This is a genomic window from Enterobacter cloacae complex sp. SHL012, from assembly GCF_049237505.1.
Taxonomy (GTDB): domain Bacteria; phylum Pseudomonadota; class Gammaproteobacteria; order Enterobacterales; family Enterobacteriaceae; genus Enterobacter; species Enterobacter kobei.
This window is the reverse complement of the sequence record NZ_JBMKIZ010000001.1, coordinates 151,379-175,090: the sequence shown is the minus strand read 5'-3', so window position 1 is coordinate 175,090 and position 23,712 is coordinate 151,379. Positions and strand designations below refer to the sequence as shown.

Annotated in this window: 26 protein-coding genes; 15 read left to right on the top strand and 11 right to left on the bottom strand. The window is 54.4% G+C overall.

Annotated elements, in window-relative coordinates; translation table 11 throughout:
* Positions 1-100: 100 nt before the first annotated feature.
* The 3 genes from pdxH to anmK form a co-directional block, all read right to left on the bottom strand.
* The gene (gene pdxH, locus ACOTY9_RS00910) at positions 101-757 is read right to left on the bottom strand and encodes a pyridoxamine 5'-phosphate oxidase (RefSeq protein ID WP_421637292.1); all 657 of its coding nucleotides are present in this window, start codon (positions 755-757) and stop codon (positions 101-103) included.
* 57 nt (positions 758-814) lie between these two features.
* Positions 815-1,138, bottom strand: coding sequence for a C-type lysozyme inhibitor (gene mliC, locus ACOTY9_RS00905; protein ID WP_014883571.1), 324 nt, complete (start codon positions 1,136-1,138; stop codon positions 815-817).
* Positions 1,139-1,231: 93 nt separating this feature from the next.
* Positions 1,232-2,356, bottom strand: a complete 1,125-nt coding sequence (anmK, locus tag ACOTY9_RS00900) for an anhydro-N-acetylmuramic acid kinase (RefSeq protein WP_014883570.1) — start codon at positions 2,354-2,356, stop codon at positions 1,232-1,234.
* Positions 2,357-2,611: 255 nt separating this feature from the next.
* Here anmK and slyB point away from each other — a divergent pair, with 255 nt between their 5' ends.
* Together slyB and ACOTY9_RS00890 are read left to right on the top strand one after the other, a co-directional pair.
* The gene (slyB, locus tag ACOTY9_RS00895; RefSeq protein WP_014883569.1) at positions 2,612-3,079 is read left to right on the top strand and encodes an outer membrane lipoprotein SlyB; all 468 of its coding nucleotides are present in this window, start codon (positions 2,612-2,614) and stop codon (positions 3,077-3,079) included.
* A gap of 201 nt (positions 3,080-3,280) precedes the next feature.
* The gene (locus ACOTY9_RS00890) at positions 3,281-4,642 is read left to right on the top strand and encodes a GGDEF domain-containing protein (protein WP_348565561.1); all 1,362 of its coding nucleotides are present in this window, start codon (positions 3,281-3,283) and stop codon (positions 4,640-4,642) included.
* Between the two features lie 37 nt (positions 4,643-4,679).
* On the opposite strand, the gene slyA is transcribed toward ACOTY9_RS00890, so the two are convergent.
* Entirely contained in the window at positions 4,680-5,120 is a 441-nt protein-coding gene (slyA, locus tag ACOTY9_RS00885; protein WP_032628878.1) for a transcriptional regulator SlyA, read from the bottom strand.
* 186 nt (positions 5,121-5,306) lie between these two features.
* Here slyA and ACOTY9_RS00880 point away from each other — a divergent pair, with 186 nt between their 5' ends.
* Genes ACOTY9_RS00880 through ACOTY9_RS00870 form a run of 3 tightly spaced genes read left to right on the top strand, consistent with a single transcriptional unit; the run spans position 5,307 to position 8,439 of the window.
* Positions 5,307-5,543 carry a DUF1656 domain-containing protein gene (locus ACOTY9_RS00880; protein ID WP_014883567.1) on the top strand — a complete coding sequence of 79 codons (237 nt, stop codon included), beginning with the start codon at positions 5,307-5,309 and terminating at the stop codon, positions 5,541-5,543.
* A gap of 2 nt (positions 5,544-5,545) precedes the next feature.
* Positions 5,546-6,406 (top strand): HlyD family secretion protein, encoded by an 861-nt coding sequence (locus ACOTY9_RS00875; RefSeq protein WP_014883566.1) that lies wholly within the window; start codon positions 5,546-5,548, stop codon positions 6,404-6,406.
* Positions 6,406-8,439 (top strand): FUSC family protein, encoded by a 2,034-nt coding sequence (locus tag ACOTY9_RS00870; RefSeq protein ID WP_348565562.1) that lies wholly within the window; start codon positions 6,406-6,408, stop codon positions 8,437-8,439. The genes ACOTY9_RS00875 and ACOTY9_RS00870 overlap by 1 nt, the downstream gene beginning before the upstream one ends.
* Here the strand turns inward: ACOTY9_RS00870 and sodC are convergent.
* The 3 genes from sodC to ACOTY9_RS00855 all read right to left on the bottom strand — a co-directional run bounded on the left by sodC (position 8,418) and on the right by ACOTY9_RS00855 (position 10,201).
* Entirely contained in the window at positions 8,418-8,936 is a 519-nt protein-coding gene (gene sodC, locus ACOTY9_RS00865) for a superoxide dismutase [Cu-Zn] SodC (protein ID WP_348565563.1), read from the bottom strand. The two genes, ACOTY9_RS00870 and sodC, sit on opposite strands and share 22 nt — an antisense overlap.
* An 80-nt stretch (positions 8,937-9,016) precedes the next feature.
* Positions 9,017-9,913, bottom strand: a complete 897-nt coding sequence (locus tag ACOTY9_RS00860; protein ID WP_014883563.1) for an aldo/keto reductase — start codon at positions 9,911-9,913, stop codon at positions 9,017-9,019.
* A 48-nt stretch (positions 9,914-9,961) separates the two neighbouring features.
* A complete protein-coding gene (locus tag ACOTY9_RS00855) occupies positions 9,962-10,201 on the bottom strand; it encodes a DUF1289 domain-containing protein (RefSeq protein ID WP_014883562.1) in 240 nt (79 codons plus the stop codon).
* 149 nt (positions 10,202-10,350) lie between these two features.
* On the opposite strand from ACOTY9_RS00855, the gene eptA reads away from it, so the two are divergent.
* The 5 genes from eptA to rnt all read left to right on the top strand — a co-directional run bounded on the left by eptA (position 10,351) and on the right by rnt (position 15,022).
* Complete coding sequence (eptA, locus tag ACOTY9_RS00850; protein ID WP_348565564.1) at positions 10,351-11,976, top strand: phosphoethanolamine transferase EptA; 1,626 nt, start codon at positions 10,351-10,353, stop codon at positions 11,974-11,976.
* A 41-nt stretch (positions 11,977-12,017) separates the two neighbouring features.
* Positions 12,018-12,617 (top strand): TetR/AcrR family transcriptional regulator, encoded by a 600-nt coding sequence (locus tag ACOTY9_RS00845; protein WP_014883560.1) that lies wholly within the window; start codon positions 12,018-12,020, stop codon positions 12,615-12,617.
* Positions 12,618-12,670: 53 nt separating this feature from the next.
* Positions 12,671-13,768, top strand: coding sequence for an alkene reductase (locus ACOTY9_RS00840; protein WP_014883559.1), 1,098 nt, complete (start codon positions 12,671-12,673; stop codon positions 13,766-13,768).
* 100 nt (positions 13,769-13,868) lie between these two features.
* Positions 13,869-14,276, top strand: coding sequence for a lactoylglutathione lyase (gloA, locus tag ACOTY9_RS00835; RefSeq protein ID WP_071922299.1), 408 nt, complete (start codon positions 13,869-13,871; stop codon positions 14,274-14,276).
* A 95-nt stretch (positions 14,277-14,371) separates the two neighbouring features.
* Complete coding sequence (gene rnt, locus ACOTY9_RS00830) at positions 14,372-15,022, top strand: ribonuclease T (RefSeq protein WP_023332811.1); 651 nt, start codon at positions 14,372-14,374, stop codon at positions 15,020-15,022.
* A gap of 44 nt (positions 15,023-15,066) precedes the next feature.
* Here the strand turns inward: rnt and grxD are convergent, their stop codons facing one another.
* Positions 15,067-15,414: a monothiol glutaredoxin 4 gene (gene grxD, locus ACOTY9_RS00825; protein ID WP_003832760.1), complete on the bottom strand. Its 348-nt coding sequence runs from the start codon at positions 15,412-15,414 to the stop codon at positions 15,067-15,069.
* Between the two features lie 338 nt (positions 15,415-15,752).
* On the opposite strand from grxD, the gene ACOTY9_RS00820 reads away from it, so the two are divergent.
* Positions 15,753-16,526 carry a C40 family peptidase gene (locus tag ACOTY9_RS00820; protein WP_014883556.1) on the top strand — a complete coding sequence of 258 codons (774 nt, stop codon included), beginning with the start codon at positions 15,753-15,755 and terminating at the stop codon, positions 16,524-16,526.
* Between the two features lie 122 nt (positions 16,527-16,648).
* Positions 16,649-17,230 (top strand): superoxide dismutase [Fe], encoded by a 582-nt coding sequence (gene sodB / locus ACOTY9_RS00815; protein ID WP_176260610.1) that lies wholly within the window; start codon positions 16,649-16,651, stop codon positions 17,228-17,230.
* A gap of 39 nt (positions 17,231-17,269) precedes the next feature.
* On the opposite strand, the gene ACOTY9_RS00810 is transcribed toward sodB, so the two are convergent.
* Together ACOTY9_RS00810 and ACOTY9_RS00805 are read right to left on the bottom strand one after the other, a co-directional pair.
* On the bottom strand, positions 17,270-18,436 hold the full coding sequence (locus ACOTY9_RS00810; RefSeq protein ID WP_014883554.1) for an MFS transporter: 1,167 nt from the start codon (positions 18,434-18,436) through the stop codon (positions 17,270-17,272).
* 163 nt (positions 18,437-18,599) lie between these two features.
* Positions 18,600-18,689 (bottom strand): YnhF family membrane protein, encoded by a 90-nt coding sequence (locus tag ACOTY9_RS00805; protein WP_014883553.1) that lies wholly within the window; start codon positions 18,687-18,689, stop codon positions 18,600-18,602.
* A gap of 297 nt (positions 18,690-18,986) precedes the next feature.
* On the opposite strand from ACOTY9_RS00805, the gene purR reads away from it, so the two are divergent.
* On the top strand, positions 18,987-20,012 hold the full coding sequence (gene purR / locus ACOTY9_RS00800) for an HTH-type transcriptional repressor PurR (RefSeq protein WP_014883552.1): 1,026 nt from the start codon (positions 18,987-18,989) through the stop codon (positions 20,010-20,012).
* 17 nt (positions 20,013-20,029) lie between these two features.
* Here purR and punR read toward each other — a convergent pair whose 3' ends face one another.
* Complete coding sequence (gene punR / locus ACOTY9_RS00795) at positions 20,030-20,941, bottom strand: DNA-binding transcriptional activator PunR (protein WP_014883551.1); 912 nt, start codon at positions 20,939-20,941, stop codon at positions 20,030-20,032.
* A gap of 114 nt (positions 20,942-21,055) precedes the next feature.
* Between punR and punC the strand changes: the two genes are divergently transcribed.
* Positions 21,056-22,255: a purine nucleoside transporter PunC gene (gene punC, locus ACOTY9_RS00790; protein WP_045135091.1), complete on the top strand. Its 1,200-nt coding sequence runs from the start codon at positions 21,056-21,058 to the stop codon at positions 22,253-22,255.
* A gap of 298 nt (positions 22,256-22,553) precedes the next feature.
* Positions 22,554-23,702 (top strand): cyclopropane fatty acyl phospholipid synthase, encoded by a 1,149-nt coding sequence (cfa, locus tag ACOTY9_RS00785; protein ID WP_014883549.1) that lies wholly within the window; start codon positions 22,554-22,556, stop codon positions 23,700-23,702.
* The last annotated feature ends 10 nt before the right edge of the window (positions 23,703-23,712 follow it).

Below are 23,712 nucleotides of genomic sequence, written 5' to 3'. Positions count from 1 at the left end.
CACCTTTGCCGGTACACGACTTTTCGCCTGATGCGAAAGGACCATAGAATAAAGCGCAAGCGCGGTGTGCGCTAGCGCTTAAATCAACAAATTTCGGGGATTACGGTGCCAGTCTGTCGATTTTCCAGCCGCCATTCTCGCGCTGGTATAAAAAGCGGTCGTGCAGGCGATGTTTACCGCCCTGCCAGAACTCAATCTGCTCAATCGGGATACGGAAGCCGCCCCAGAAGCTTGGCAGTGGGATTTCCCCCTGCTGGAACTTCTGTTTCAGTTCCAGGAACTTGCTCTCCAGGACACCGCGGGCAGAGATTCGGCTGGACTGTTTTGAAACCCAGGCACCAATCTGGCTGTCACGCGGACGGCTGTGGAAATATTTCACCACTTCAAGGGTCGAGAGACGTTCCGCTTTGCCGGTGACCATGACCTGACGTTCCAGCATGTGCCAGGGGAACAGCAGGCTGATGCGCGGATTATTTTCTAAATGGTGCGCTTTGCGGCTGCCGAGGTTGGTATAAAACACCAGCCCTTTCTCATCATAATGCTTGAGCAGGACGATGCGCTGATACGGTTGACCGTTTTCATCTACCGTTGCGACAACCATGGCCGTTGGGTCGGCCAGTTTCGCTTCACAGGCCTGTTTCAGCCAGCGTTCAAAAAGCACGAGGGGTTCAGCGGGAAGATCCTGGCGACGCAGGCCGCCTTTGGTGTATTCACGGCGCAGATGCGCAATTTGCTGCAGTTCGTCGTTATCTGACATGGCGTTAGCTGACGTTGAGATTGGGTGGCGCTATTGTGCGCCGCCCCTGTAAAAATCTCAACGCTTCGGATTTTCAAGCTGGCAATTGTTCAGTACGATGCGGTCGCGTTTGTAGACCGTGGCGCTATCCCCTTTCGACCAGAAGACGTAGATACCGTCGGAATAACGTGCCCCGGAGGCCGACATGCCCTGCTTGAGGGTCAGCAGTTTATTGTCATAAACAAAACTGGCTTCCTGACGTGGATTATTCAGCTTCACGGTCAGCGGTTTTTCATCGCAGCGATACTCCAGCGTATCGGTCTGCATACGCTCAAGGAACTGGTTGTAGACGCTGCATCCTGACAGCAATAAAGGCGCGACAATAAGAAGAATTTTTTTCATGGGCGTATTCCGAAGACTTTCCTGGTCCTGGAGGGCATGGCTGCCCTCCTGTTTCATTCCATTCTAACGACGAGACGCCGCGCTGAATTTCAGTTAACTCTGATTATGACGAGGATTTGCCGGGTAAATCGCCCCGAGGACGCTGGCCTCGCGCGCGCCGGTCACCGAAGGTAAATTACCCGGAAGCCCGGCGATGGTGCGCCAGGCAAGCCAGGCGAAAGCCAGCGCTTCCATATCATCCCCACTGATACCCGCCTCGTCTGTCGTCGTCACTTCCGTCCCCGGCAGTAACGCGGCCAGACGCGCCATCACCAGCGGATTTCGGCTTCCACCGCCGCACACCAGCAGGCGTTCGCATCCGCCGCTGAGAAGTACCTGCTCAGAGATCGACACCGCCGTTAATTCGGCAAGCGTCGTCTGGACATCTTGCGGAGCCAGTGCCGGGAATGGCGCCAGCTGACGTTCAAGCCAGCCAACGTTGAAGTATTCACGCCCCGTGCTTTTCGGCGCCGGTAAAGCAAAGTAGGGATCGCTGAGCATCGACTGCAACAGCGGGAGAATCACTTTACCCTCGCTCGCCCACTCGGCGTTTTTATCATAGGGTTGCCCGCACTGCCGCCAGATCCAGGCATCCATTAACATATTACCTGGACCGGTATCGTAGCCGCGGACAGGCTGTCCGGGAATGAGCATTGACAGGTTGGCAATTCCGCCGATATTCAGCACCATCCGGCGTTCTGAAGGGTGTGCCAGCAGCGCCTGATGGAACGCCGGCACCAGCGGTGCCCCCTGGCCGCCAAGCGCAATATCGCGACGACGGAAATCGCCGACGACCGTGACGCCCGTCTTCGCCACAATCTGGTTGTTATCACCGATTTGCATCGTATGCGGCGCATCACCAACCGGCTCATGCCAGACGGTCTGTCCATGGCATCCGATGGCAACCACATCCTGCGGTCGAAGATTTTCTTTTTGCATTAACGCCTGTACCGCATCAGCAAACAGTGCTCCCAGGCGGACGTCAAGTTGCCCTAGCTGAGAGAGCGTCAATTGCTGCCCCTGACAGATACTCAGAATATCCTCTTTCAGTGAAATGGGAATGGGCCAGGTCAGGCTCGCCTGCTGAGCGACCATACGTTCATCAATGGCGGCCAAAACGACATCTACCCCATCCAGACTGGTGCCCGACATCACACCAATGTAGCGACCCGATTTCATGCGCTTTCCTTACGTTGCGTGGGCTAAGGTTATCCACTCAACCATAAACAGCACGGCTTTGCCATCCAGCGATAATATTTTTTAACAATGTCATGCGGGTGACATGAGCAGAACCTGTTTATGTCTCGTTAAGTCAAATTCAAGTACAATTTTCTTATTGTTAGTGCAAAGATATGAACTATGGCCCCTTATGCCATATAATTTAGCCATAACGGATGCCTCCAATTGGGCGTTTTTGGTGAACAGGAGATTCAAATGATTGTACGTGTACTGGGCGTTTCGCTGATTGGTTTAACCCTGGCTGGCTGTGTGAATGACAGCTCACTGTCTGGCGACGTTTACAGCGCTTCTGAAGCAAAACAGGTTCAGAGCGTGACTTACGGTACCGTTGTTAACGCCCGTCCTGTACAAATTCAGGGTGGCGATGACAACAACGTTATGGGCGCAATCGGCGGTGCTGTTCTGGGTGGTTTCCTCGGGAATACCGTTGGCGGCGGTACAGGCCGTTCTCTGGCGACCGCTGCGGGCGCTGTGGCGGGTGGTGTTGCAGGCCAGGGCGTTCAGGGTGCAATGAACAAAACGCAGGGTGTTGAGCTGGAAATTCGTAAAGACGACGGCAGCACCATTATGGTTGTTCAGAAACAGGGGAATACCCGTTTCTCTGCTGGTCAGCGTGTCGTGCTGGCAAGCAACGGAAGCCAGGTGACCGTTTCCCCACGTTAATTAAAACGGGATGTGGCTGTCAGGCCACATCCCTTTACAATATATATCATTTTCATGAATATATTTACAAAATATATTCACCCCACCCATTATTTACCCCACCGTATATTGTTTCTGCGCAAAGTAATTATTGTTTCAATTGATTAAACTCTTCGCTATTACCTCCTGTTCATTCATCTTTAATTATTTAAAAAAATTTATATGCTTGCGAATCGTCTTACCGTAAAAGGTCGTTATCTCTCGTTCTGTTTCGGTTGTGTTATTGTCATCGGAATATTACAGGGTTTATTTTCAAAACTGGTTGAATGGGTACCTTCCTTTTCGCCGCTGTTGTTCCCCACGCTCACCATTTTTTTACTGGTATTTCACCTGTTTATTGCCTGTTTTATGGCAATGAAATACTGGTGTGATAAGAGGCGTCTGTATCTGGTTGCCATCGCTTTTGCCTTTGCCGGTTCGGCATTGCTGATGGTTGGAACGCTGTCCAGTTTTCCCGCCTGGCTGGATCTCTACCAGTTCAACGTCGTGAACTATAACGATGCGATGATCTACTATATGTTCCGCCATCTCATCATGGCGGTCCTGTTCATCGCTTCGGCCCTGCTGTTTCCCCTGCGTAATCAGCCCCTTTCGCGGCTGACGCATATCGCTATCGTCAGCACGACATTTCTTTTTACTGCCGGTGGCGTGATGTTGGCGTGGATGTATTCCAGCCATTTTGATTTTTTAACCCTCGACCTGGTTGATAATGAAACGCGGCAGTTTATGGTTCTCTGGAGCCACAGCATTAATATTTCATTAATTGTCCTCTGGGTGGTGACATTAGCTACGCTGATGTATATGACGCGCGTACGTAATCTGTTCTGGGTGACCGGTAATTTTCTTTGTGTCTGCTATATCGTCACGCTCTTGATGCTGTTATTGGGTGGGCATGCCGAAGACATATCGTGGTATCGCGCACGGTTATTTGAAACCGTCGCCACGCTGCTGATTATTTTTGTTCTGCTCTGCGATGTCTTCAGCTTGTACCGTGAGTCGCATTCAAAGTATCAGCAGTCGTATCAGAATTCGATTCGCGATCCGCTTACGCGCCTGTATAACCGCAGCTATTTTTATGAATCGTTAAATCAGGCGCTGGCTGTCGCAAAATCCAGCCGCCCTGTTTCGGTTATTGTCAGCGATCTCGATCGCTTCAAGCGCATCAACGACAACTACGGTCACCTGCAGGGGGATAAAGTCTTACAGTTTGTCGCCAATCTGCTGGTGGATTCCGTGCGCCCGCAGGACATCGCGGCGCGTATCGGTGGTGAAGAGTTTGTCCTGATGCTGGCAAATACCCCTTCAGACGCAGCATGCCAGGTGGCGGAACGCATACGGCTGAAGCTGAGCAGCTTTGATAAAACCACCAGCGAAGGTCAGCTACCGGAGCCCATTACCATCAGCATGGGTGTGTTTACGGCAACATCATCGTCCGTGACCGCAGAGGAGTGCGTGGAAAGCGCCGATAAAGCGATGTATGAAGCGAAAGAGACTGGCCGAAACCGCGTCGTTGTCTTTAGGTAGGAAAAAGGCCTTGCAGATGCAAGGCCTTGTTGTCTTGTCAGTCGCGAGACTGCAGCTCGTGGATGTTCTGCTCAAGGCGAGAAATGAGGCTGATGAGCATTTCCAGCTCCGCCGGTGAAACGCCTGAAAGGATTTCACCGCGCGTTTTGGTAATCACAGCTTCCATTTCGGTAATAATGGGCGCTGCTTTCTCAGTGAGTTTAATCCGCTTGGCGCGACGATCGCTGGCGCAGGTTTGCCGGGAGATCAGCCCCTTCTCTTCCAGTTGATCAAGCGTACGCACCAGCGACGGTTGCTCAATACCTATCGCTTTTGCCAGTTGAATTTGCGACTGGTCAGGCGGCAACTGATGAATGTTGTGCAGCGTGACCCAATGCGTCTGTGTCAATTCCAGAGGTTTCAGGCGATGGTCAATCAGAGCACGCCAGACGCGTACCAACCTTGCCAGATCAGAACCTAATGGCGATTCCAATTTCATCTCCTTATAATTAGCTTGCTAAGTTATTATACTGATTTTAGAATAGTGTGCAGTATTTGTATTGGCAAAACAAATGCAATACTGCATTCATCTAACTCAAAAGTATGACTTACACTGAATTCTGATGCTTCTTTATACTCAGACAAGCCAACGCGGCATTCTGTTCACTGCAAAGGATCTCTGCTTGTGACCTTTTTTCATCGCTCAGAGGGTTTACCCCTCCAGGACCTGATCTTCGGTGCGTCAGTCTACTTTCCTCCCCTGTTTAAAGCCGTGCTGGTGGGCTTTATCCTCTGGCTCGTTGCGCACCGCCTGCTTCGCGACTGGATGTATTCCGGCGAAATCTGGCATCCCATGTTGATGGATCTCTCCCTGTTCGCCCTCTGTGTCAGTCTGGGCCTTGCTGTTTTGACCGTGTGGTGAATATGCCTCTGAAAACGCTGAAGTACTTTTCCACCCTGTTTGTCCTGGTCCTCGCGCTGATCGCCGGCTGGTGGCTCTGGAATTTTTATATGCAGTCCCCCTGGACGCGTGACGGCAAAGTTCGCGCCGAGCAGGTCAGCATCACCCCGCAGGTGTCGGGAAGTATTACCACGCTCCTGGTGAAGGATAACCAGTATGTTAAAAAGGGAGAGGAACTGTTCCGTATCGACGATACCCCCTACCATATTGCCGTTCTGAATGCCCAGGCGCAGCTGGCGAAAGCCCAGTCAGACCTGGCGAAGGCCAATAACGAAGCCAATCGCCGCCGTCACTTATCGCAAAACTACATCTCAGCGGAAGATTTGGATACCGCCAACCTTAACGTCAAGGCCATGCAGGCAAGCGTCAACGTAGCCCAGGCGACGCTTAAGCAGGCACAGTGGGAACTGACCCAAACCGTGATTACCGCACCTGTAGATGGATGGGTGACTAACCTCTCTGCCCGGGTGGGTAACTACGCCACCACCGGCCAGCCTGTTTTTGCCCTTGTCGACAGCCACTCCTTCTACGTGGTGGGCTATTTTGAAGAGACCAAGCTTCGCCACATTCGCGAGGGTTCACCTGCGGCCATTACCCTTTACAGCGGTTCGCAAACGTTACAGGGTCACGTCTCCAGCATCGGTCGCGCCATTTACGATCAAAGCGTTGAAACGGATTCCGGCCTCGTACCGGACATAAAGCCGAACGTCCCCTGGGTGCGACTGGCTCAACGTGTGCCTGTGCGTGTGGAGTTTGACCGTTTACCCGAGGGCATCACGCTGGTATCCGGCACCACCTGCACCGTCTCCATCGGAAGCCGTTAATGAAGCTGCAGGCGCTCTCCTGGCAAAACACGCCGTGGATGAAAGCGACGCGTCCTCAGTGGCGCTACGCGCTGCGTAATGGCATCGCCATATGTCTGGCGCTGACGGTCGCCTATTACCTGAATCTTGACCAACCCTACTGGGCGATGACCTCAGCCGCGGTGGTGAGTTTCCCTACCGTTGGCGGAGTGATCAGCAAAAGCCTTGGCCGCATCGCGGGGAGTCTGTTAGGCGCCACCGCGGCGTTAATTATCGCGGGGCATACGCTGAACGATCCGTGGCTATTCCTGCTGAGCATGGCGGCGTGGCTGGGATGTTGTACCTGGGCCTGCGCCCATTTTACCAATAACGTGGCCTATGCTTTCCAGTTAGCGGGCTATACCGCGGCCATCATTGCCTTCCCGGTCGTCAATGTGCTCGATACCACCGAACTGTGGGATATTGCACAGGCGCGCGTCTGTGAGGTGATTGTCGGGATCCTCAGCGGCGGGTTTATGATGATGATCCTGCCCAGCACTTCCGACGGTACGACGCTGATTACCGCGCTGAAGACCATGCATACCCGGTTGCTGGAACATGCAAGCCTGCTGTGGCAACCGGATACCAGTGATGACATCCGTCTCGCGCATGAAAAGGTTATCGGGCAGATCCTGACCATGAACCTGTTGCGCATACAGGCTTTCTGGAGTCATTACCGTTTTCGTCGTCAGAACACGCTGCTCAACTATTTGCTGCACCAGCAGCTGCGTATGACCAGCGCCATCTCCAGCCTGCGCCGGATGCTGCTCAACTGGCCGACGCCCCCTGAAAATACCCGCGCCGTCATTGAGACGCTGCTCGCAACGCTTGCGCGTCCTGACGCGGATATTTACACCGTCGCGAAGATCATCGCCCCGCTCGCCCCGACGGATGAGTATGATTATCGCCATCGCGCATTCTGGCAGCGCCTGAATTACTTTTGCCGGTTATATCTGCGCAGTAGCCGCTGGATTAACGCCGTCGAGAATGCCACGCCGGTAACGGAATTTAATGTCCCCGGCAGCCCGGCTCTCGCCCGACATACCGATTATCTGGAAGCACTGTGGAGTGGTTTTCGCACCTTTTGTGCGCTGACGCTGGTTGGGGCGTGGAGCATCACCACGCAGTGGGAATCCGGTGCCGCGGCCCTGACGCTTGCCGCCATCAGCTGCGTGCTTTACTCCGTCGCGGCCTCGCCGTTTAACTCTCTTACGCTACTGCTGCGCACGCTGGTACTCCTGTCATTGTTCAGTTTCGCCGTGAAGTTTGGCCTGATGGTGCAGATAAGCGATCTCTGGCAGTTCCTGCTGTTCCTGTTTCCGCTGTTAACGACGATGCAGCTCCTCAAGCTGCAAATGCCGAAACTGGCGGGCCTGTGGGGCCAGCTGATTGTCTTTATGGGCTCGTTTATCTCCGTGACGAATCCGCCGGTGTATGATTACGCCGATTTTCTCAATGATAACCTGGCAAAGATCCTGGGCGTGGGGCTGGCATGGCTCGCATTTGCGGTATTGCGTCCCGGCTCTGATGCACGTAAGAGCCGACGACATATCAGGGAATTACGCAGAGGGTTTGTCGACCAGCTCAGCCGCAAACCGCATCTGCGTGAAAGCGAGTATGAATCGCTGGTGTATCACCATGTCAGCCAGCTCAATAACAGCCATGACGCGCTTTCCCGCCGCTGGCTGCTGCGCTGGGGCGTGGTGCTGTTGAACTGTTCGCATGTGGTCTGGCAACTTCGCGCATGGGAAACGCGGTCCGACCCGCTGTCGCAGGTGCGCGATGTTTGCATTTCCCTGCTACGCGACGTGATGAGTGAACGCGGTGTCCAGCAGCGGCCTCTGGAGGTCACGCTGGCTGAACTGCAACGGATCTGCGATACCCTCGCGCATCACCATCTTCCCGCAGCCCGTGATTTAGCCTCAATCATCTGGCGCCTGCACTGCTCGCTGTCGCAGCTGGAACAGGCTCCCCCACCGGGCACCATTGGGGATCAGATCACGCCGCAGGCATAACGTGCCCCGCCGCCGCCAAGCGGTTTAGGCTGATCGGACATGTTATCGCCGCCCACATGGATCATCAGCGCTTTGCCTTTTACTTCATCCAGTTTTTTCAGGCGCGGGGCCATGACCGGATCGGTGGCTTTACCGTCATTGTTCACCACCAGCACCGGCAGATCGCCAAGGTGCCCCATACCGTCTGGCCCTTCATGTTTGCCTAAATGTTGCGGATCGAGATGCCCCCCGGCGGCTTCCGCCGCGGACGGTTTACCCTCTTTCATGGCAGGCTGGCAGCTTCCTTTGGCATGAACATGAAAGCCGTGTTCGCCGGGCGGGAGTGCTTTGAGATTGGGCGCGAATTCCAGCCCCTTGTCGGTCTCAGTGATTTTCACCGTCCCGATAGACTGACCCACACCCTGAGAGGTGACGAGATTCATTTCCACTTCGTCGCTGGCTGCCTGCGCTCCTGCGCAAACAACCAGCGTGACCAATGCCAGAGCAAAACGCTTCATATGACCTCCGCGGGTTATTTTTTGCCCCTTAAGTGTATACCAGAGGCAAAGATTTCACCGGAAAGTCAGATTATGGCGGTTTAAGGCACGTCGTAACCCAGCGCGGCTTTGCGGATGCGGAACCACTGCTGACGTGTCATCTCCAGCTCTTCCGCGGCAAGTGCGGAACGAACGCGTTCGATTTTTCCGGAGCCAATAATCGGCAGCGGTTTTGACGGCAGACGCAGGATCCACGCATACACCACCTGTTCAATGCTCTCCGCGTTCAGCTCACGGGCGATGGTTTCCAGTTCATTGCGCAGCGGCTGGAACGCCTCATCATTAAACAGGCGACCGCCTCCCAGGCAGGACCAGGCCATCGGGCGAATGCGCAGCTGTTGCAGCTGGTCGAGCGTACCGTCCAGCAGCAGCGGCTGATGGACAGGGGAAATTTCCACCTGGTTAGTGGCCAGGGTAAACGGCAGGCGAGACTGAAGCAGTGCAAACTGTGCCGGGGTAAAGTTTGAGACGCCGAAGTGACGCACTTTCCCACTCTGATGCAGGTGCAGGAACGCTTCCGCCACCTCATCGGCGTCCATCAGCGGGTCTGGGCGGTGAATCAGCAGCAGGTCGATGCGATCCGTCGCCAGATTGACCAGCGACTGCTCAGCGCTCTTGATGATATGCGCGCTGTCGGTGATGTAATGGCCGAGGGCGTGCTCAGGTTTTGCGGTGGTGGCAATCCCACACTTCGTGACGATCTCCATGCGGTCGCGGAGTGCCGGAACAAGCTTGAGCGCCTCGCCGAATGCGGCTTCACACAGGTAGCCACCGTAAATATCCGCATGATCGACGGTCGTGACCCCTAAATCGATATGCTCTTCAATAAAGCTCGCCAGCTGGAGGGGGGACATATTCCAGTCCATCAGGCGCCAGTAGCCCATCACAAAACGGGAGAATTCTGGCCCCTGGGGGGCAAGGGTAATTCGCTGAACCATAACATTTTCCTCAAGGACGTGATGTCATGAGTATACGCAATTACCGTGTTAAAACAGTGAAGGTTGCTGAGGTTCTTCGGTCTCAGCGGCTTTGTTTGCGCGGATTTTGCGCAGAAGTCGCTGCCGGCATAGCCGGAGCACCTCCTGTTTTTGCGTGTCGCTGAAGTTTTGCCAGTTAAAGCGCTCGTCACGGGTGCGCATGCACCCGCGGCAATATCCGCGTTCATCTACCTGACAAATACCCCGGCACGGGCTCTGGATGGGGAAAAACTCCAGTTGCTCTGCCACACTGACCTCCGCATGACCACTCTCATCTACAGTGAAGACGCTAAACGCGTCAGGTGCAAGGGCTTTACCACAGTTTTGTGGCATTAAGGTTTCACTAATCTTCCCTCTCTATACTCAGCCCATCATCAAAAGAACAGGTTTTTCGATCGATGCAGTTAATCAAAAAGTTACAATGTAACGATATTAAATTTACTCTGGGCTGTGCACTCTTTTTTACCCTGCTGAACGGGCTGTTTATCCAGCGCAGCTGGGCCATTATTGCCCCTTCTCATCTGCACGACATTCTCTTTGCCGCGTCCGTGCCGGTGGTGCTGTTTTGTGGCTGGGTAATTGTTTTTAGCCTGCTCAATATCCCGTACATCCGTAAGCCGCTGCTGATCGTTTTAACTGTCGGTTGCGCTGCGGCAACCTATTTTATGTATACCTACGGCGCGGTCATCGATCAGAACATGATCGTCAACGTGTTCGAAACCAACTCTCAGGAAGCCACCGCCCTGGTGACCCCGCAGATGATTCTGTGGATTGTTGTTGCTGGCCTCGTGCCCTCCGTGGTGCTGGCTCTCACCCGAATTCGTATCGGAAAATGGTGGTACGCGCTGCTGACGCGCGTAGCCGCGATGCTGGGCGCTCTGCTGGTGATCATCCTGATTGCCGCACTGTTTTATAAAGATTACGCGTCGCTGTTCCGCAATAATAAAAGCATCGTCAAAATGGTTACCCCGGCGAACTATGTCAGCGCCGTGGTGAAGTACAGCAAAATGCGCTGGTTTGCCGGCGATCAAACGCTGGTGCGCATTGGCGAAGATGCGCATAAAGGCTCGCTGATTGCGGGTCAGCAAAAGAAAACCGTTCTGGTGCTTGTCGTCGGCGAAGCCTCTCGCGCGGCAAACTACTCCCTGAACGGTTACGGGCGCGAAACCAACCCCGAGCTGAAAAAGCAAGACATGATTAACTTCCCGCAGGCCTCTTCATGTGGCACTGAAACCGCGGTTTCCGTTCCCTGCATGTTCTCCGGCATGACGCGCAGCAAATACGATGCCGACCTGGCTCGGCATCAGGAAGGGCTGCTTGACGTGCTCAGGCACGCGGGCGTCAACCTGCTGTGGCGCGATAACGACGGCGGCTGTAAAGGCGCCTGCGATCGCGTGCCTCATACCGACATGACGCAGTGGAATCTGGATCAGTTCTGTAAAGACAAATCCTGTATTGACGATGTGAACTTCTACCGTCTGGACAACGTGCTGGATGGCGTGAAGCAAGATACGGTGCTGGTCATCCACCTGATGGGCAGCCACGGTCCGGCGTACTATCGCCGTTACCCGGACAATTTCCGTAAATTCACCCCAACCTGCGACACGAACGAAATTCAGGATTGCGATCATCAGGCGCTGATGAACACCTATGACAACACCATCCTGTATACCGACAGCATGGTCAGCAAAACCATTGACGCACTGAAAGCCCGTCAGGCGAACATGAACACCGCCCTGATTTATTTGTCAGACCACGGTGAATCGCTGGGTGAAAGCGGTATTTACCTGCACGGTACGCCATACATGCTGGCACCCGAGCAACAAACGCACATCCCGTTTATGTTCTGGCTATCGCCGGATTATGCAAAAAACTTTGGCATCAACGCGCAGTGCTTACGCGACTATGCGGCAAAAAATGCGGTTTCGCAGGACAATTTATTCTCAACGGTGCTGGGTATGATGGACATTAAATCAAAGGTTTATCAACAGCAGCTGGATATTCTGAATGGGTGTCGGCAGTAAACAGGCTTGCATTAGACCGAACGGTCTATTAGAGTGAGGCCATGAGCAGAAATACTGAACACGATACCCGCGAACATCTACTGGCGACTGGCGAGCGGCTTTGCATGCATCGCGGTTTCACCGGCATGGGGTTAAGCGAGCTATTAAAAACCGCTGAGGTACCGAAGGGGTCGTTTTATCACTACTTCCGGTCCAAAGAGGCGTTTGGCGTGGCGATGCTGGAGCGGCACTATGCGGGCTACCATCAGCGTCTCGCGACCCACTTCGCCACGGGTGAAGGTAACTATCGGGATCGTGTTCTTAACTACTATCAGGAAACGCTGAATCAGTTCTGTCAGCAGGGCATCATCAGCGGATGCCTGACGGTAAAACTGTCTGCCGAAGTGTGCGATCTCTCCGAAGATATGCGCACGGCGATGGATAAAGGTGCCAGCGGTGTTATCGCCCTGCTGGCCCAGGCGCTGGAAAAAGGCCGCAATGAAAAAACGCTGGCCTTTTCGGGTGAGCCTCTGACTCAGGCGCAGGTGTTATACGCGCTATGGTTAGGCGCTAACCTGCAGGCCAAGATTTCGCGCAGTGCCGTGCCGCTGGAAAGCGCGCTGGCACATGTGAAAAACACAATTACTGCGCCTGGCATTTAACAGGCGTTTTTATTTATCTTATTACTAGTCGACTGGTCTACTCAGGAGTCTTTATGTCAGCTGAAAAATTATTTACCCCCTTAAAAGTGGGTGCCGTTACCGCGCCAAACCGCGTGTTCATGGCTCCGCTTACCCGTCTGCGCAGCATTGAGCCGGGTGACATCCCCACCCCACTGATGGGTGAATACTATCGTCAGCGCGCCAGTTCCGGCCTGATCATCACCGAAGCTACGCAGATTTCTGCTCAGGCTAAAGGTTATGCGGGTGCGCCGGGGCTGCACAGCCCGGAACAGATCGCCGCATGGCAGAAAATTACCGCGGGCGTGCATGCTGAAGAGGGACGCATTGCCGTCCAGCTGTGGCACACCGGGCGTATCTCCCACAGCAGCATTCAGCCTGGCGGCCAGGCACCGGTTTCAGCCTCTGCCCTGAATGCTAACACCCGCACCTCGCTGCGTGATGAAAACGGTAACGCGATCCGCGTCGATACCTCAACGCCGCGCGCCCTGGAGCTGGATGAGATCCCGGGTATCGTGAACGATTTCCGTCAGGCCGTGGCCAACGCCCGTGAAGCAGGTTTTGATTTGATTGAGCTGCACTCCGCGCACGGTTACCTGCTGCACCAGTTCCTGTCACCGTCATCTAACCAGCGTACCGACCAGTATGGCGGCAGCGTCGAGAACCGCGCCCGTCTGGTGCTGGAAGTGGTTGATGCCGTATGCCAGGAGTGGAGCCCGGATCGTATCGGCATTCGCGTCTCCCCGATCGGTTCTTTCCAGAACGTCGACAACGGCCCGAACGAAGAAGCGGATGCGCTCTATCTGATTGAAGAGCTGGCAAAACGCGGTATCGCCTATCTGCACATGTCTGAGCCAGACTGGGCCGGCGGTAAACCTTATACGGAAGCCTTCCGTCAGAAAGTGCGTGAGCGCTTCCACGGGGTGATCATCGGTGCGGGTGCCTATACGCCTGAGAAAGCGGAAGACCTGATCGGCAAAGGGCTGATCGATGCCGTTGCGTTTGGCCGCGACTATATCGCCAACCCGGACCTGGTTGCCCGTCTGCAACAGAAAGCCGCTCTGAACCCGCAGCGTCCTGAAAGCTTCTACGGCGGCGGCGCTGAAGGTTACACCGACTACCCTTCTCTCTAATCTCGCCATTGTTCATTGATAGCGGCGACACTTCGCCGCTATACTAAAACATCGTTTCTGTTCAAAAAAATATTCAAATCCATTGGTTAATGAGGAAATTATGCGCCTACTTCACACCATGCTGCGCGTTGGCGATCTGCAACGTTCTATTGATTTCTACACTAACGTACTGGGCATGAAACTGCTGCGCACCAGCGAAAACCCGGAATACAAATACTCGCTGGCGTTCGTGGGTTACGGCCCGGAAACGGATGAAGCGGTGATTGAGCTGACCTATAACTGGGGCGTGGACAGCTATGACCTCGGCAACGCCTACGGCCATATCGCGCTGGAAGTGGACAACGCAGCCGACGCGTGCGAACGCATCCGCAGCAACGGCGGTAACGTCACCCGTGAAGCGGGTCCGGTTAAAGGCGGCACCACAGTGATTGCATTTGTGGAAGATCCGGACGGTTACAAAATCGAGCTGATTGAAGCCAAAGATGCCGGTCGTGGTCTGGGCAACTGATCCCTCAGGGCGCAATATGCGCCCGTAGTTTTACTGCATCACCCCGCAAAATTTGCCATAATGCGCTCTGCTTTTTCCCCTTGTAAGAGACCCTGATGTCCGATAACGCTCAATTTAGCGGTCTGTGCGACCGTTTTCGTGGTTTTTATCCCGTTGTCATTGATGTAGAAACAGCCGGATTTAACGCTAAAACCGATGCGCTGCTCGAAATTGCCGCCATCACGCTGAAGATGGATGAACAGGGCTGGCTTACACCAGACACCACGCTGCATTTCCACGTTGAACCTTTCGAAGGGGCAAACTTACAGCCGGAAGCACTGGCCTTCAACGGTATCGATCCGCATAACCCACTGCGCGGTGCGGTAAGCGAATATGATGCGCTGCACGCCATTTTTAAAATGGTGCGTAAAGGCATGAAAGAGAGTAACTGCAGCCGCGCCATCATGGTGGCGCATAACGCCACCTTCGATCACACCTTTACCATGGCCGCAGCGGAGCGCGCCTCGCTCAAACGCAACCCTTTCCACCCGTTTGTGACCTTCGACACGGCAGCACTGAGCGGTCTGGCGCTGGGGCAAACGGTGTTATCAAAAGCCTGTATTACGGCGGGTATTGAATTTGACGGCACGCAGGCGCACTCGGCTCTGTATGACACGGAGCGCACCGCAGAGCTGTTCTGTGAGATCGTCAACCGCTGGAAGCGACTGGGCGGCTGGCCGCTGCCGACAGGTGACAGCGAAGAATAAAAAAAGCGACCTTAACAGGTCGCTTTTTTATTTGCGCAGCAAACTTACTCTGCGTCCGGCTCTTCGGTTTTGTACTTCGCCGCGGTCTCTTTGATCAGCTGCTGCAGTTCACCGCGCTGATACATTTCAATCAGGATATCGCAGCCGCCTACCAGCTCACCGTCTACCCACAGCTGCGGGAAGGTTGGCCAGTTAGCGTATTTTGGCAGCTCAGCACGGATGTCCGGGTTCTGCAGGATATCAACGTAAGCAAAACGCTCACCACAGGCTGAGAGCGCCTGAACCGCTTGCGCGGAGAAGCCGCAGCTTGGCAGCTTCGGAGAACCTTTCATATACAGCAGAATCGGGTTTTCAGCGATCTGGCGCTGGATTTTTTCAATAGTGGTGCTCATGTCTTGCTTCCTTTAACTTCTGTTACGGCAATAGTCTGACATTGTAGCGGGTCAGGCTGGCATCGGAAAATAACATTTTCGTCACGTTTATACATTTTACCGCGACTCTACAAAAGTTGCATTGCAAATGGTGTTTAACCCTGCGGCAGTCAGGGTTTTGCTTAGGGAGTGAACAATTGTGCGACAGAACGATGAATTTTTTTGCACTTGCTAACGAAACAGGTTTTTAGATTGAAAAATGCTATTAACTTCTCGGGTTTTTATGGATTAGAATCGACGGGCTTTGTAAATCACTCGCGGGTATTATTGATGACCTGCATTTATCAGGGGACTGCCCAGTGGCGCGGATAACAAAAATCTCGATCACGCTCTGTGCTTTACTGTTTACATCACTCACTCTCACGCCAGTGGCAAACGCCTCTCAGCAGGCGCGGCATTCTGCTGTACAAAAAAGCCATCTGGTAAAAGCCACAGAACGTAAGAAAAAGACCACCACAAAGAACGAAAAGAAAAAGACCACCACTAAGACGACACAAACCGCTTCCAGCAAGACCAAAACAAAATCTTCCCGCACTGCCCACACCACCAAAAGTAAAACTTCGCTGACCGCTGCTAACCTCGTCACTGAAAAATGCATTACGCGTAAAGGCCACAAAGCGAAATGCACCAAAGTCACGAAAATCGCGGAAGTACATAAAGTCCGTGTACAGAAAGCGCAAAAAACCGCGATGAATAAACTGATGGGGCAAATTGGCAAACCTTATCGCTGGGGTGGCAGTTCGCCACGAACCGGCTTCGACTGTAGCGGCCTGGTTTATTACGCCTATAAAGATCTGGTTAAGTTCCGCATTCCGCGTACCGCTAATGAGATGTACCACCTGCGCGACGCCTCTCCGGTGAGCCGTGGTGAACTGGAAAACGGCGATCTGGTCTTCTTCCGCACGCAAGGTCGCGGCACGGCTGACCATGTGGGTGTCTATGTCGGCAACGGGAAATTTATCCAGTCACCGCGCAGCGGCCAGGATATTCAGATCACCTCTCTGAGTGAAGATTACTGGGTGCGTCACTACGTCGGCGCACGTCGCGTGATGACGCCGAAAACTATTCGCTAACCCCTGCCCTGCCGCATCCGTGGCAGGGTAAGTTCCTCTTTTGCATACCCTTTCAATTTGCTATCCTGTCCTTGTTGTCTGTGTGGTTATTGGCAACGCTAAATACAATAAGGAGAGAAGCAATGTCGTTCGAATTACCTGCACTACCGTATGCAAAAGACGCCCTGGCACCGCACATTTCTGCGGAAACCCTGGAATACCATTACGGCAAACATCACCAGACGTATGTCACCAACCTGAACAATCTGATCAAAGGCACCGATTTCGAAGGCAAAACGCTGGAAGAGATCGTCCGTAGCTCAGAGGGTGGCGTATTTAACAACGCGGCTCAGGTGTGGAACCACACCTTCTACTGGCACTGCCTGGCACCCAATGCCGGTGGTGAACCTGCCGGTGAACTGGCTTCCGCGATTAACACCGCCTTTGGCAGCTTCGCCGATTTCAAAGCGAAGTTTACGGATGCCGCCATCAAGAACTTCGGCTCTGGCTGGACGTGGCTGGTAAAAGAAGCGGATGGCAAACTGGCAATCGTGTCCACCTCTAATGCAGGCACCCCGCTGACCACCAGCGCTACGCCGCTGATGACCGTGGACGTGTGGGAGCACGCTTACTACATTGATTACCGTAACGCGCGCCCGAACTACCTGGAGCACTTCTGGGCACTGGTCAACTGGGACTTCGTCGCGAAGAACTTCGCCGCGTAAGAGAGACGCAGAAGGGGTCCCCCTTCTGCGTTATTTTTATTATTCCGCCGTGCAAACGGCTTCTGGCTGTTTCCGGCCGGACATCATCACCAGCAGCAGGCCGAGCGCGGCAATAATCGCCCCCATCACCGGCACAAAGCTGTATCCCAGACCGCCAGAAATGACGGCGCCGCCCGCCGCAGCACCCAGGGCGTTCCCCAGGTTAAACGCACCGATATTCACCGAAGAAGAGAGTCCCGGCGCCTCGTGGGCGACACGCATCACGCGCATCTGCAGCGGCGGCACAACGGCGAAGGTGGCTGCGCCCCAGACAACCATCGCGATGGCCGCGCCAAACTCGTTACGCGCCAGCCACGGAATCGCGATCATGATGGCAATCAGCAAGGTTAAAAAGCCTTTCAACGTTCCGGTCACTGAACGGTCGGCAAATTTCCCGCCAAGGTAGTTACCCATTGAGAACCCTACGCCAATCAATACCAGCATCGCGGTAATAAAGATTGGGGTTGCATGGGTGATATCGTGCAGCACCGGTGAAATGTAGGTATAGAGCGTAAACATCGCCCCGGCCCCCAGCACGGTGGTCAGCAGTGCAGAAAGCACCTGCGGGCGCACCAGTACCGACAGCTCTTTGCGCACGTCCGGACGTTCACCCGCGCTGCCTTTCGGCAGGGAGAAGAACAAGGCCACCATCGCCACCACGCCCAGCCCGGCGGTTGCCAGGAATGACATACGCCAGCCGATCGCTTCACCCAGCCAGGTCGCAGCCGGTACGCCGCCAATGTTGGCAATCGTCAGCCCCATAAACATGGTCGCCACGGCGCTTGCCTGCTTATGTTTCGGCACCACGCTTGCGGCCACGACCGAGCCCAGCCCAAAGAACGCGCCATGGTTCAGGCTGGTCAAAATGCGCGACAGCATCAGGGTGGTGTAGTCAGGTGAAATGGCAGAGAGCACGTTGCCCAGGGTGAAAATCGCCATCAGGAAAATCAGCGCATTACGGCGCGCGCGGTGTGAAAGCAGTAGCGTCATCAGCGGCGCCCCCACCATCACGCCGATGGCATAAGCGCTGATTAACATCCCGGCCGCAGGGATCGAGACATCCACGCCCCGGGCGATAACAGGCAGTAACCCCATCGGGGAGAATTCGGTGGTGCCAATCCCAAAAGCGCCAATCGCCAGGGCCAGCAGGGGAAAATTGATTTTCATGCGTCAACTCCGGATGCCGTGTCATGTCGTGACACAGAACAAAGAAGCGGAAAGCATGACATCAATCACAAAAAATGAGAAGTTAACAAAATGGCAAAAGATTTTTGCCTGAGAAGTAACAATCCGGTAAACCGGGAGGGAGAAGATTCTCCCTCCGCGTAAATCAGTGCAGCGCAGCCGTCAGGCCAGCCGCCACAATCAGCGCCAGCACAACGATGGTGGTGAACAGCGAAAACTTCAGATCGGAACTCATCAATTTTTCTCCTTTTAATCCCCCCACGAAAAGTGAGCTTGCTCATTTTTGCACAGTTTACGTCAAAAATCTTCCCGGATTTAAGCTGATAACCACTTTACCTCTTCCCCTTTTCATCAAGATAGGACAAAATTCCACGCTAAATTTATTAGCGTACCGGCCATTGACCCCCTCCTGACGTCCCGTGTCGTTTTCCTGGCGTACCGCAATCTAAAATTGCGTGATAAGGGTGAGAGAAGGCAAACGTTTACCTTCAAGTATTTCAGGAGTTTAGGATATGGTCTGGAGTGACATTTAATGGCAACAATTAAAGACGTAGCAAAACGCGCAAACGTTTCCACTACAACCGTATCACATGTAATTAACAAAACCCGCTTTGTGGCGGAAGAGACGCGCAACGCCGTCTGGGCAGCGATCAAAGAGCTGCACTACTCGCCAAGTGCGGTTGCGCGCAGCCTCAAGGTGAATCACACCAAATCGATTGGTCTGCTGGCGACCAGCAGCGAAGCGGCCTATTTTGCTGAGATCATTGAAGCGGTAGAGAAAAACTGCTTCCAGAAAGGCTATACTCTGATTCTGGGCAACGCGTGGAACAGCATTGAAAAACAGCGAGCCTATCTCTCCATGATGGCGCAGAAGCGCGTGGATGGCCTGCTGGTGATGTGTTCCGAGTACCCGGAATCCGTACTGTCGATGCTTGAAGAGTATCGGCATATCCCGATGGTGGTGATGGACTGGGGTGAAGCCCGTGCGGATTTCACGGATTCCGTTATCGACAACGCCTTTGAAGGCGGCTATATGGCGGGCCGTTATTTGATCGAACGCGGTCATCGTGAGATTGGCGTGATCCCGGGTCCGCTTGAGCGTAACACCGGCGCAGGTCGTCTGGCTGGCTTTATGAAAGCGATGGAAGAAGCACTGATCACCGTGCCAGAAAACTGGATCGTACAGGGTGACTTTGAGCCGGAATCAGGCTACCGCGCGATGCAGCAGATTGTCTCCCAGCAACATCGTCCTACCGCCGTTTTCTGCGGGGGCGACATCATGGCGATGGGCGCGCTCTGTGCGGCCGATGAGCTGGGTCTGCGCGTCCCGCAGGACATTTCCGTGATCGGCTATGACAACGTGCGCAACGCGCGCTTCTTTACCCCTGCGCTGACCACCATTCACCAGCCGAAAGATTCGCTGGGTGAAACGGCCTTCAACATGCTGCTCGACAGGATCGTCAACAAACGTGAAGAGTCGCAGTCCATTGAAGTCCACCCGCGCCTCATCGAACGCCGTTCCGTTGCGGATGGTCCGTTCCGCGACTACCGTCGTTAATCGCTTTACGGAGCCAGTCACACTGGCTCCCGTAACCATTCCCGGTTAAGCGTTTCGCTGTCCCCCAGATAATCCAGCAGCCAGGCCATAGCAGGTGAAACATCATTTTGTTGCCAGGTCAGGCAGCAAGCCGCATCCGGGAACGGATTCTCCAGCGTCAGTTCAACCCACTCGCCGGTGTCGATTCGCGGGCGCGCAAAATGAACGGGCACCATCGCGACGCACAGCCCTGCACTGAGGCAGGTCGCCGACGATTCCCAGTCCGGGGCGACCACGCGACGCTGGTTATCCAGCAGCCAGGTGATACGCTTGGGCAGCGAGCGGGAGGTGTCCTCCAGCACCAGCGACGGCCAGTTACGCAGGGTATCGTCGCTTAACGGCCCCTCCATGGCCGCCAGGGGATGATCGCGTGCCACTACGCATTTCCAGCTCAGCATCCCCATATCGCGAAAGGCGTAGCGTCCCCCAACCGGAATCGCCTGCGTCGCCCCAATCGCCATTTCTACCCTGCCGTCCGACAGCGCGTCCCACACGCCGTTGAACACTTCCTGCGAAACACGCAACTCAACGTCAGAAAAATGACGATAGAAATCGACGATCATTTGCCGGGTGCGTTCCGGCTTCACGATATTATCGACCGCGATGGAAAGATGCCCCCGCCAGCCGTTAGCGATCTGCTGACACTGTTCGCGGGTGATCTGCATTTTTTTGATAACAGAACGCCCTTCTTTCAAAAACCACGCCCCGGCAGGCGTTAATTCCACATCACGATGTCGCCGTTCAAACAGCGGAACGGCCAGCCACTCTTCTAGCTGACGCACCGTATAGCTGATTGCCGACGGGACGCGGTGCAGCTCCTGCGCTGCACCGCTAAAGCTGCCGTTACGCGCGACAGCATCGACCACTTCAAGAGAATAATCTGACCACATTTTCTGCCTGCAAAAAATTTGAATGCACCCGCCAAATATTAGCGTTTCACAAGCCGCTTTGCACTCCCTACACTCTGCGCCAATGTACACCTGCCTCCTCAGGAGAAGAAAATAATGCAACCCAGGAAAGGTTTTTTAGTCTGGCTCGGCGGCTTAAGCGTGCTGGGCTTTTTAGCCACCGATATGTACCTGCCGGCTTTCGCCGCCATGCAGGAAGATCTGCAAACCCCTGCCGCCGCGATCAGCGCCAGCCTGAGTTTGTTCCTCGCCGGTTTTGCCTTCGCGCAGCTGCTCTGGGGACCTCTCTCGGATCGCTTTGGCCGCAAGCCGGTACTGTTGCTGGGTCTGGCCATTTTTGCCGTGGGCTGTCTGGGGATGCTATGGGTTCGCGACGCCACCTGGCTGCTGGTACTGCGGTTTATTCAGGCAGTCGGCGTCTGCGCCGCAGCCGTCACCTGGCAGGCGCTGGTCACCGACTACTATCCGGCGAACCGTACAAACCGAATTTTCGCGACCATTATGCCGCTGGTGGGGCTTTCCCCTGCCCTCGCCCCGCTGCTGGGTAGCTGGATCCTCGCGCATTTCGACTGGCAGGCCATCTTTGCCACGCTGTTTGCCATCACGCTGGTACTGATGCTGCCGGCGTTTGCCCTTAAGCCCGCGCATAAAAAAGAGGCGCATGCCGACGCCAGCCCAATTACCTTTGCCTCCCTGCTGAGCGCCAAAGCGTATCGCGGTAATGTGCTGATTTATGCTGCCTGCTCGGCGAGCTTCTTCGCATGGCTGACCGGTTCACCCTTTATTCTGCACGATATGGGCTATAGCCCGGCGGCCATCGGTCTGAGCTATGTTCCGCAGACCATCGCGTTCCTGGTTGGCGGGTACGGCTGTCGCGCGGCGCTGCAAAAATGGGAAGGCCAGCAGATGCTGCCGTGGTTGCTGGTGCTGTATGCGTTGAGCGTTATCGGGACCTGGGCCGTCGGCTTTATTCCCGGCGTCGGTCTGGCTGAAATTTTGATTCCATTCTGCGTAATGGCCATCGCGAACGGCGCGATATACCCTATCGTTGTGGCGCAGGCGCTTCGTCCCTTCCCGCAGGCGACAGGCCGTGCGGCCGCACTTCAGAATACGCTGCAACTGGGGCTGTGCTTCCTGGCCAGTCTGGTGGTCTCGGCGCTGATTGCCACGCCGCTCCTGACCACCACCAGCGTGATGCTGGTTACCGTTGCGCTGGCCGGCATGGGCTATCGTATGCAGGCAGCCGCGCAGCGTGCGCAGGATAACCGCGCGCAGGCAGAAACGTCACATGCGTAATTACTGCAAAAATTATGTAACTTTTCGGTGATTAGGTTGCTAACAATTTTCTATTGAATCAACAAATTTTGCGGCCTATACTAAATTTGGTTCGATTAAATACGATAAATATTAAGTGTTAACGGGAGCCGGAGTGCTCCCGTTTTACCATGGAAGGCATTTCGGCAAGGGTTATCTCCCTTCCTCTGTTCTACGTCGGATACTAGCCTCGCGGTATATACCGTGAGATTTCTCACAAACCAAAAAAAGCGTCTACGCTGTTTGAAGGTTCTGATCACAGTAGGGTGATGGAGAAGCTATGAGTTCATCGTGTATAGAAGAAGTCAGCGTTCCGGACGATAACTGGTCCCGGATCGTCAGTGAACTGTTAGGTCGAGCAGGCATCACGATTAATGGATCATCGCCATCCGATCCTCAGGTTAAACATCCCGACTTTTTTAAACGCGTGTTACGAGAGGGATCGTTAGGCCTGGGAGAAAGTTATATGGATGGCTGGTGGGAATGCGAACGGCTGGATATATTTTTCACCCGCGTTTTGCGTGCTGGTCTGGAAAATCAACTCCCTCGCCATCTGAAAGACACCCTGCGCGTCGCCTCAGCCCGCCTGTTTAACCTGCAAAGTAAAAAACGCGCCTGGATCGTCGGCAAAGAGCACTACGACCTTGGCAACGACCTGTTCAGCCGTATGCTGGACCCCTTCATGCAATATTCCTGCGCCTACTGGAAAGAGGCATCGACGCTTGAAGAGGCGCAACAGGCCAAGCTGCGTCTGATTAGCGAGAAACTGCAGCTTGAGCCCGGAATGCGTGTGCTGGATATCGGCTGCGGCTGGGGTGGGCTGGCGTATTTTATGGCGAAGCACTACGGCGTCAGCGTCGTCGGCGTCACGATTTCAGCAGAACAGCAAAAGCTGGCCCGAGAACGCTGCCAGGGTCTTGATGTTGACATCCGGCTGCAGGATTACCGTGACCTGAACGAACAGTTTGATCGTATTGTCTCCGTGGGTATGTTCGAACATGTTGGCCCGAAAAACTACGACACCTATTTTGACGTCGTGGATCGCAATTTGAAACCAGACGGCATTTTCCTGCTGCACACCATCGGGTCTAAGCGCACCGACAACAACGTCGACCCGTGGATCAACAAATACATCTTCCCGAATGGCTGTTTACCGTCCGTGCGCCAGATTGCCAACGCCAGCGAGTCCCATTTCGTGATGGAAGACTGGCATAACTTTGGCGCGGATTACGACACCACATTGATGGCATGGCATGCACGTTTTCAGGAAGCCTGGCCGGAGATTGCGGACAACTACTCTGAACGATTCAAGCGGATGTTTAGCTATTATCTGAATGCCTGCGCGGGGGCGTTTCGCGCGCGGGATATTCAGCTCTGGCAGGTTGTTTTCAGCCGAGGGATTGAGCACGGCTTGCGGGTCGCCCGCTAAAAAAAATAAC

Excerpts from the sequence above, each read along its gene's own strand:
- eptA (WP_348565564.1), top strand. The coding sequence starts at position 10,351 with ATGCAGTTAATCAAAAAGTTACAATGTAACGATATTAAATTTACTCTG.
- gloA (WP_071922299.1), top strand. The coding sequence starts at position 13,869 with ATGCGCCTACTTCACACCATGCTGCGCGTTGGCGATCTGCAACGTTCT.
- ACOTY9_RS00870 (WP_348565562.1), top strand. The coding sequence starts at position 6,406 with ATGAAGCTGCAGGCGCTCTCCTGGCAAAACACGCCGTGGATGAAAGCG.
- purR (WP_014883552.1), top strand. The coding sequence starts at position 18,987 with ATGGCAACAATTAAAGACGTAGCAAAACGCGCAAACGTTTCCACTACA.
- ACOTY9_RS00845 (WP_014883560.1), top strand. The coding sequence starts at position 12,018 with ATGAGCAGAAATACTGAACACGATACCCGCGAACATCTACTGGCGACT.
- mliC (WP_014883571.1), bottom strand. The coding sequence starts at position 1,138 with ATGAAAAAAATTCTTCTTATTGTCGCGCCTTTATTGCTGTCAGGATGC.
- ACOTY9_RS00860 (WP_014883563.1), bottom strand. The coding sequence starts at position 9,913 with ATGGTTCAGCGAATTACCCTTGCCCCCCAGGGGCCAGAATTCTCCCGT.
- anmK (WP_014883570.1), bottom strand. The coding sequence starts at position 2,356 with ATGAAATCGGGTCGCTACATTGGTGTGATGTCGGGCACCAGTCTGGAT.
- slyA (WP_032628878.1), bottom strand. The coding sequence starts at position 5,120 with ATGAAATTGGAATCGCCATTAGGTTCTGATCTGGCAAGGTTGGTACGC.
- ACOTY9_RS00890 (WP_348565561.1), top strand. The coding sequence starts at position 3,281 with ATGCTTGCGAATCGTCTTACCGTAAAAGGTCGTTATCTCTCGTTCTGT.
- punC (WP_045135091.1), top strand. The coding sequence starts at position 21,056 with ATGCAACCCAGGAAAGGTTTTTTAGTCTGGCTCGGCGGCTTAAGCGTG.
- slyB (WP_014883569.1), top strand. The coding sequence starts at position 2,612 with ATGATTGTACGTGTACTGGGCGTTTCGCTGATTGGTTTAACCCTGGCT.
- ACOTY9_RS00810 (WP_014883554.1), bottom strand. The coding sequence starts at position 18,436 with ATGAAAATCAATTTTCCCCTGCTGGCCCTGGCGATTGGCGCTTTTGGG.
- cfa (WP_014883549.1), top strand. The coding sequence starts at position 22,554 with ATGAGTTCATCGTGTATAGAAGAAGTCAGCGTTCCGGACGATAACTGG.
- ACOTY9_RS00875 (WP_014883566.1), top strand. The coding sequence starts at position 5,546 with ATGCCTCTGAAAACGCTGAAGTACTTTTCCACCCTGTTTGTCCTGGTC.
- sodC (WP_348565563.1), bottom strand. The coding sequence starts at position 8,936 with ATGAAGCGTTTTGCTCTGGCATTGGTCACGCTGGTTGTTTGCGCAGGA.
- pdxH (WP_421637292.1), bottom strand. The coding sequence starts at position 757 with ATGTCAGATAACGACGAACTGCAGCAAATTGCGCATCTGCGCCGTGAA.
- punR (WP_014883551.1), bottom strand. The coding sequence starts at position 20,941 with ATGTGGTCAGATTATTCTCTTGAAGTGGTCGATGCTGTCGCGCGTAAC.
- ACOTY9_RS00805 (WP_014883553.1), bottom strand. The coding sequence starts at position 18,689 with ATGAGTTCCGATCTGAAGTTTTCGCTGTTCACCACCATCGTTGTGCTG.
- rnt (WP_023332811.1), top strand. The coding sequence starts at position 14,372 with ATGTCCGATAACGCTCAATTTAGCGGTCTGTGCGACCGTTTTCGTGGT.
- grxD (WP_003832760.1), bottom strand. The coding sequence starts at position 15,414 with ATGAGCACCACTATTGAAAAAATCCAGCGCCAGATCGCTGAAAACCCG.
- ACOTY9_RS00840 (WP_014883559.1), top strand. The coding sequence starts at position 12,671 with ATGTCAGCTGAAAAATTATTTACCCCCTTAAAAGTGGGTGCCGTTACC.
- sodB (WP_176260610.1), top strand. The coding sequence starts at position 16,649 with ATGTCGTTCGAATTACCTGCACTACCGTATGCAAAAGACGCCCTGGCA.